The organism is Maritalea sp. (assembly GCF_047634455.1).
Lineage (GTDB): Bacteria > Pseudomonadota > Alphaproteobacteria > Rhizobiales > Devosiaceae > Maritalea.
This window is the reverse complement of the sequence record NZ_JBLIAI010000098.1, coordinates 1-6,146: the sequence shown is the minus strand read 5'-3', so window position 1 is coordinate 6,146 and position 6,146 is coordinate 1. Positions and strand designations below refer to the sequence as shown.

At 49.3% G+C, this 6,146-nt stretch carries 9 protein-coding genes; all 9 read left to right on the top strand.

The features are described 5' to 3' along the window. Nucleotides 1-211 (top strand): hypothetical protein (locus ACJAZW_RS14885; RefSeq protein ID WP_415159499.1); only part of this gene is annotated, 211 nt, incomplete at its 5' end. 303 nt (nucleotides 212-514) lie between these two features. Then, a complete protein-coding gene (locus tag ACJAZW_RS14880; RefSeq protein WP_415159497.1) occupies nucleotides 515-1,042 on the top strand; it encodes a hypothetical protein in 528 nt (175 codons plus the stop codon). A gap of 317 nt (nucleotides 1,043-1,359) precedes the next feature. Next, on the top strand, nucleotides 1,360-1,725 hold the full coding sequence (locus ACJAZW_RS14875; protein ID WP_415159495.1) for an NADH-quinone oxidoreductase subunit A: 366 nt from the start codon (nucleotides 1,360-1,362) through the stop codon (nucleotides 1,723-1,725). Next, nucleotides 1,716-2,294, top strand: a complete 579-nt coding sequence (locus tag ACJAZW_RS14870) for a NuoB/complex I 20 kDa subunit family protein (protein WP_415159493.1) — start codon at nucleotides 1,716-1,718, stop codon at nucleotides 2,292-2,294. Before ACJAZW_RS14875 ends, ACJAZW_RS14870 begins: the two co-directional genes overlap by 10 nt. 9 nt (nucleotides 2,295-2,303) lie before the next feature. Next, a complete protein-coding gene (locus tag ACJAZW_RS14865; RefSeq protein WP_415159491.1) occupies nucleotides 2,304-2,906 on the top strand; it encodes an NADH-quinone oxidoreductase subunit C in 603 nt (200 codons plus the stop codon). A gap of 8 nt (nucleotides 2,907-2,914) precedes the next feature. Continuing rightward, complete coding sequence (locus tag ACJAZW_RS14860) at nucleotides 2,915-4,105, top strand: NADH-quinone oxidoreductase subunit D (RefSeq protein ID WP_415159489.1); 1,191 nt, start codon at nucleotides 2,915-2,917, stop codon at nucleotides 4,103-4,105. Next, complete coding sequence (gene nuoE / locus ACJAZW_RS14855) at nucleotides 4,105-5,148, top strand: NADH-quinone oxidoreductase subunit NuoE (RefSeq protein WP_415159487.1); 1,044 nt, start codon at nucleotides 4,105-4,107, stop codon at nucleotides 5,146-5,148. Before ACJAZW_RS14860 ends, nuoE begins: the two co-directional genes overlap by 1 nt. Continuing rightward, nucleotides 5,148-5,342 (top strand): hypothetical protein, encoded by a 195-nt coding sequence (locus ACJAZW_RS14850; RefSeq protein ID WP_415159485.1) that lies wholly within the window; start codon nucleotides 5,148-5,150, stop codon nucleotides 5,340-5,342. The genes nuoE and ACJAZW_RS14850 overlap by 1 nt, the downstream gene beginning before the upstream one ends. Before the next feature lie 3 nt (nucleotides 5,343-5,345). After that, nucleotides 5,346-6,146 (top strand): NADH-quinone oxidoreductase subunit NuoF (gene nuoF / locus ACJAZW_RS14845; RefSeq protein ID WP_415159483.1); only part of this gene is annotated, 801 nt, incomplete at its 3' end.

Genomic DNA, 6,146 nt, shown 5'->3' with positions numbered 1-6,146 from the left:
GACCGCTCGTGGGGGTGTTTTGGTTTCTGAAGACGCTCTTGTTTATGCAGTGGGCGGTGTTGTTAGCGATGGCGGCGCATTTGCGGGCCTAGCTGGTTTTGGGGCGGAGTTCGTTGCCTATGACAATGTGACCATTGGTGGCGAGTATAATTACCTTGCGTCGGGTGGTGGCCATGAGATTAACGCCAAAGTGCGTTGGTATATGAACTAGCCGAACCTAAATCTGTTCGTAATCTGAAGGCCGCCGCAGGGCGGCCTTTTTCATGTGGGTGGTTTTTCAGATTTTGATTTGTGCCTTTGGGGTTGGTTGTCGCCTTAAAACGCCGCAGGGGAGCTAATGACACATTTTTGCCACGCGAACACCGTGAATTGGTCAGATTGTTAAGAGATACTTTACCAAGCGAAGCTTTTAGCGGGCTATCTCGCGATTGTGATGCGATTAAGCATTGAATTAAATGGTATGCTTCTTACATCGAGTTTGTAACTTAGTGCATGATTATTCACGGAGGCCAAAATGGCTATATTGAAGAAAATTTCCATCGCTGCCCTAGCGGGTGTTGTGATGACGGCAGGTGCCTACGCGGCAGATCCTGTGACTAATTATGGGAATGAGGTAACACCAGCCTATACAGCTGCCGGTTTTGACTGGAACGGCTTTTATGTTGGCTTGAACAATGCCTATGTGAACACTGGCGGTGCCGAGTGGGGCATTGGTGGCGTTGCAGGTATCAACATCCAAGATGGCGCTATGGTTTATGGTGCTGAACTTGAAGCAAATGCTTTGGTCGCTGGTGGGGTTGTTACTGGCGGACTTTATGAAGCAACCGCGCGGGCCGGTTATTTGGTCAGCGATGACGTGTTGGTTTATGGCGTTGGCGGTGGTGGTTATGACACTGGCGTAGGTGTTGGCCTTGTAGGTGCCGGTATGGAATTCGCACTGACACAAGAAGTGACGTTGGGTGCTGAATATAATTACTTGTTCAATTCTGGTGGCACAGTAGGCCACGAGATTGATGGTAAAATTCGCTGGTATTTCAACTAGCATCGATTTTCAGACAGTTTGAATTGAGGCCGTCACATATGTGGCGGTCTTTTTTTTGCCGAATCGAATCTGAAAGTTTGATGCTTTTTGTTTGATTTTAAGAGGAGTTTAAAAATCATATTTTATTGATATTGTTGATTTATGTCATGTCAGCGGGAATTAGGCGATAAAGATGGAATGGGACAATAATTCCTCTTGAATCGCGCAAACCGCTACGTTAAGCCGTAGCAACGATGATTTGGGCCGAATTGTGGCTTAGGTCCACACACTTTGATTCCCAGGCCGGGTTTCCGGTCAACACTAAAGGCATGGCAATTATGAACGAATTGCTCCTCAATTATCTGCCTGTGATTATCTTTATCGGGCTGTCTGCCGTTATCGGCCTCGCGCTTTTGGTTGCGCCTTTCCTCATTGCTGTTAAGCACCCCGATCCTGAAAAGGTATCGGCCTACGAATGTGGCTTTGATGCTTTTGATGATGCGCGCATGAAGTTTGATGTGCGTTTTTATCTGGTCGCGATCCTTTTCATCATCTTCGATTTAGAGGTTGCATTCCTGTTTCCTTGGGCGGTCGCATTTAAAAGCGTCGGCTGGTTCGGATTTTGGGCGATGATGGCTTTCTTGGGCGTTTTGACCATCGGCTTTGTTTATGAATGGCGTAAAGGGGCTCTGGAATGGGATTAGGCAACAGTTCAACTTTGGTTGCGCCACAGCCAAAGGGGATTCTCGATCCAAAAACGGGCAAACCGTTTGGCGGAGATGATCCATTTTTCCTCGATATCAATGACCAACTGGCTGACAAAGGCTTTTTGGTTGCCGCAACTGACGATTTGATTAATTGGGCCCGTACGGGTTCTTTAATGTGGATGACGTTTGGTTTGGCGTGTTGCGCCGTTGAAATGATCCAGATGTCGATGCCTCGCTATGACGTTGAGCGTTTCGGCACGGCCCCACGTGGTTCGCCTCGCCAGTCAGATGTGATGATTGTTGCGGGGACGTTGACCAACAAAATGGCACCTGCATTGCGCAAAGTTTACGACCAAATGCCAGAGCCACGCTATGTGATTTCTATGGGATCATGCGCGAATGGTGGCGGCTATTATCATTATTCCTATTCTGTTGTTCGCGGTTGTGACCGGGTTGTGCCTGTGGACATTTATGTTCCAGGTTGTCCGCCAACTGCTGAGGCGCTCTTGTATGGCATATTGATGCTGCAAAAGAAGCTTCGCCGCACCGGCACGATAGAGCGATAGGGCGTGATTATGGACACAACGCTTACAGAACTTGGCGAATATATTGAAGCAAAGTTGGGAGACGCTGTTCTTTCAACAAGCATGAAATTTGGCGAGCTGACGTTCAATATTGAGCGCGCTGCAATCGTCAAAGTCATCCGCTTCTTGAAAGAAGACAGTCAATGTCAGTTCTTCAGTTTTATTGATGTATGTGGCGTGGACTATCCGGCCCGGCCTGAGCGCTTTGATGTGGTTTACCATTTGCTTAGTCCAACCCGGAATGTTCGTATTCGCATCAAACTCACGACCGATGAAAAGACACCGGTTGATTCCATTTGCGGCGTGTTCCCGGGCGCAGATTGGTTTGAGCGCGAAGCCTATGACATGTACGGCATTTTGTTCGTGGGTCACCCGGACTTGCGGCGTTTGCTGACAGATTATGGCTTTGAAGGCTATCCGCTGCGCAAAGACTTCCCGGTAACAGGCTTTGTTGAAGTTCGCTACAATGAAGAGTTGAAACGGGTGGTCTATGAGCCTGTGAAACTGGCGCAAGAATTCAGAAATTTTGATTATCTGTCACCTTGGGAAGGCACTGACTATGTGCTGCCCGGTGACGAAAAAGTGCAGAGCTGAGGTTTATCATGGCAGAAGCTCAGGTAAGAAATTTTAACATCAACTTTGGTCCGCAGCACCCTGCGGCGCACGGCGTTTTGCGCCTTGTTTTGGAGTTGGATGGCGAAGTTGTTGAACGGTGTGACCCGCACATTGGTTTGTTGCATCGCGGCACGGAAAAACTGATAGAGCAAAAAACCTATCTGCAAGCGATCCCGTATTTTGATCGTCTTGATTACGTGGCGCCAATGAACCAGGAGCATGCATTTGCTCTAGCTATCGAGAAGCTGCTTGAGATCGAAGTGCCGCGTCGTGGGCAATTGATCCGCGTACTTTACTCAGAAATCGGTCGCATTCTCAATCACTTGCTGAACATCACCACTCAGGCTTTGGACGTTGGGGCGCTTACCCCGCCGCTTTGGGGCTTTGAAGAGCGTGAAAAACTGATGATATTTTACGAGCGGGCATGTGGAGCTCGTTTGCATGCGGCCTATGTTCGTCCTGGTGGGGTGCATCAAGATTTACCGCCAGAATTGATCAACGATATTGAAGCGTGGTGCGATCCATTTCTTGAAGTTTGCGACGATATTGAAGGTCTTTTGACCGACAACCGCATTTTCAAGCAGCGTAATGTTGATATTTGCAATGTGGCCCTTCACGATGCATGGGAATGGGGATTTTCAGGCGTCATGGTGCGTGGATCTGGCGCGAAATGGGATTTGCGTAAATCGCAGCCTTATGAGTGCTACGACGAGATGGAATTTGACATTCCCATCGGCAAAAATGGCGACTGCTATGACCGCTATCTGTGCCGCATGGAAGAGATGAGGCAGTCTGTTCGCATCATGCGCCAATGTATCGTCAAGCTACGTGCGCCTGAAGGGCAGGGACCTGTTTCTTCAACTGACGGCAAGATTGTTCCGCCGAAACGGAACGAAATGAAGCAGTCGATGGAAGCTCTAATTCACCACTTCAAACTCTATACCGAAGGTTACAAAGTTCCCGCTGGCGAAGTATATGCCTGTGTGGAAGCGCCAAAGGGTGAGTTTGGGGTGTATCTCGTATCAGATGGGTCAAATAAGCCGTATCGCTGTAAAATTCGTCCCCCCGGGTTCGCGCATTTGTCAGCGATGGATTTCATTAGTAAGGGCCACATGCTCGCTGACGTTTCGGCGATTATTGGTACCCTTGATATCGTTTTTGGTGAGGTGGACAGGTAATGTCAGTTCGTCGTCTCGCAGAGGATCAAGTGCAGCCTGAAGGTTTTGCTTTCAATTCAGCAAACAAAAAATGGGCGAAGCAAACGATCGCAAAATATCCAAAAGGTCGGCAACAGTCGGCCGTTATCCCGTTGTTGATGCGGGCGCAGGACCAGGATGGTTGGGTAACCAAACGATGTATCGAGCATGTCGCTGATATGCTCGAAATGCCGTATATCCGGGTCTTGGAAGTTGCAACATTTTATACGCAATTTCAGCTCAAGCCTGTTGGCACCAAAGCGCACATTCAAGTTTGTGGCACCACGCCTTGCATGTTGCGCGGGTCTGAAGATTTGATCAAGGTTTGCAAATCCAAGATCAATGAAAAACCGTTTGAGCCAAATGCTTCTGGCACATTGTCTTGGGAAGAAGTTGAATGCCTTGGTGCGTGTGTGAATGCGCCGATGATGATGGTCTTCAAAGACACTTATGAAGATCTGACACCCGAACGACTTGAAGAGATCATCGACGAGTTTGAAGCGGGCAAGGACGTTAAAGTGGGCCCGCAGATTGATCGCCAGTTCTCTGCGCCTGAAGGCGGTATGGTCACGTTGACTGAAGTGCCAGCACACTCTGTTACCACCGCTGCCAACACACCTGCCAAAAAGTCTCCAGCCAAGCTTGCGCCCAAAGGCGCGCAAACAAAACTGGCAAAAGCAGAAGCACCAAAAGCGCCTGTTAAAAAGCCTGTCGTGAAAAAAGCTGCGCCTAAGGCAGTAGCGGCTGGTAAAAAGGCACCTTTGTTCGACGCGCCTGCGGGCGCAAAAGATGATCTGAAGTTGATTTCAGGTGTTGGGCCGGTACTCGAGCGCAAACTCAACGAATTGGGCATCACTCAATACGCTCAGGTCGCAAATTTCACCAAAAAGCAGATTACGGAAGTTGATGATCGTTTGAGCTTTAAGGGCCGGATTGAGCGCGACGACTGGAAAGCACAAGCCAAGGCATTAGCCAAGGGCGGCGCTGAAGAATATCGCAAAGTTTTCGGTAAGGATCCACGCTAATGGCACAAAAAATCATGGGCATTGAAATGTCGGGCAAAAACATCGTGATCGCAATTGCGTTCATGATTGTGACTTACCTGGCCATTCGTATCGTTGGTATGTTTGCTGTTTTGCTCACGACGGGCTTTTTGGGCTTTGTTGTTAGCGCTGTCGTTGGTTTCCTACTCTTCGTCGCCTACAAGCGGGGGCGTTAAAATATGCTGTCAGATCAAGACCGTATTTTTACGAACCTCTACAATCAAGGTGATTGGGGCCTTAAGGGCGCGCAGAGCCGAGGCTCTTGGTCGCAAACCAAGTCGTTTATCGACAAAGGCCGCGATTGGATCACTGAAGAAGTCAAATCATCGGGTCTGCGTGGCCGTGGTGGTGCGGGCTTTCCGACCGGTTTGAAATGGTCATTTATGCCCAAAGTGAGCGACGGTCGTCCTCACTATTTGGTTGTGAATGCCGACGAATCTGAGCCGGGTACCTGCAAAGACCGCGAAATTATGCGCCATGATCCGCACCACCTTGTTGAAGGGTGTTTGTTGGCTGGACGCGGTATGGATGCGCATCACGCCTACATTTATGTGCGTGGCGAATTTGTTCGCGAACGTGAAGCGCTGCAAGCTGCTGTCGACCAAGCGTACGACGCCAATCTGATTGGCAAAAACAATGTGCATGGTTGGGACTTTGATATCATCGTCCACCATGGCGCAGGCGCTTACATTTGCGGCGAAGAAACTGCATTGCTTGAAAGCCTTGAAGGCAAAAAGGGTCAGCCACGGTTAAAGCCTCCGTTCCCAGCGGGCATGGGCCTTTATGGTTGCCCAACCACAGTGAACAATGTGGAATCAATTGCTGTTGTGCCAGAAATTCTGCGCCGGGGCGGTTCTTGGTTCGCCGGATTGGGCCGGGCAAACAACACAGGTTCAAAATTATTCTGTGTTTCTGGCCATGTGAATATGCCAGCAACGTTTGAAGAAGAAATGGGCATTCCGTTTGGCGAATTGATCGAC

Excerpts from the sequence above, each read along its gene's own strand:
- ACJAZW_RS14880 (WP_415159497.1), top strand. The coding sequence starts at position 515 with ATGGCTATATTGAAGAAAATTTCCATCGCTGCCCTAGCGGGTGTTGTG.
- ACJAZW_RS14875 (WP_415159495.1), top strand. The coding sequence starts at position 1,360 with ATGAACGAATTGCTCCTCAATTATCTGCCTGTGATTATCTTTATCGGG.
- ACJAZW_RS14870 (WP_415159493.1), top strand. The coding sequence starts at position 1,716 with ATGGGATTAGGCAACAGTTCAACTTTGGTTGCGCCACAGCCAAAGGGG.
- ACJAZW_RS14865 (WP_415159491.1), top strand. The coding sequence starts at position 2,304 with ATGGACACAACGCTTACAGAACTTGGCGAATATATTGAAGCAAAGTTG.
- ACJAZW_RS14860 (WP_415159489.1), top strand. The coding sequence starts at position 2,915 with ATGGCAGAAGCTCAGGTAAGAAATTTTAACATCAACTTTGGTCCGCAG.
- nuoE (WP_415159487.1), top strand. The coding sequence starts at position 4,105 with ATGTCAGTTCGTCGTCTCGCAGAGGATCAAGTGCAGCCTGAAGGTTTT.
- ACJAZW_RS14850 (WP_415159485.1), top strand. The coding sequence starts at position 5,148 with ATGGCACAAAAAATCATGGGCATTGAAATGTCGGGCAAAAACATCGTG.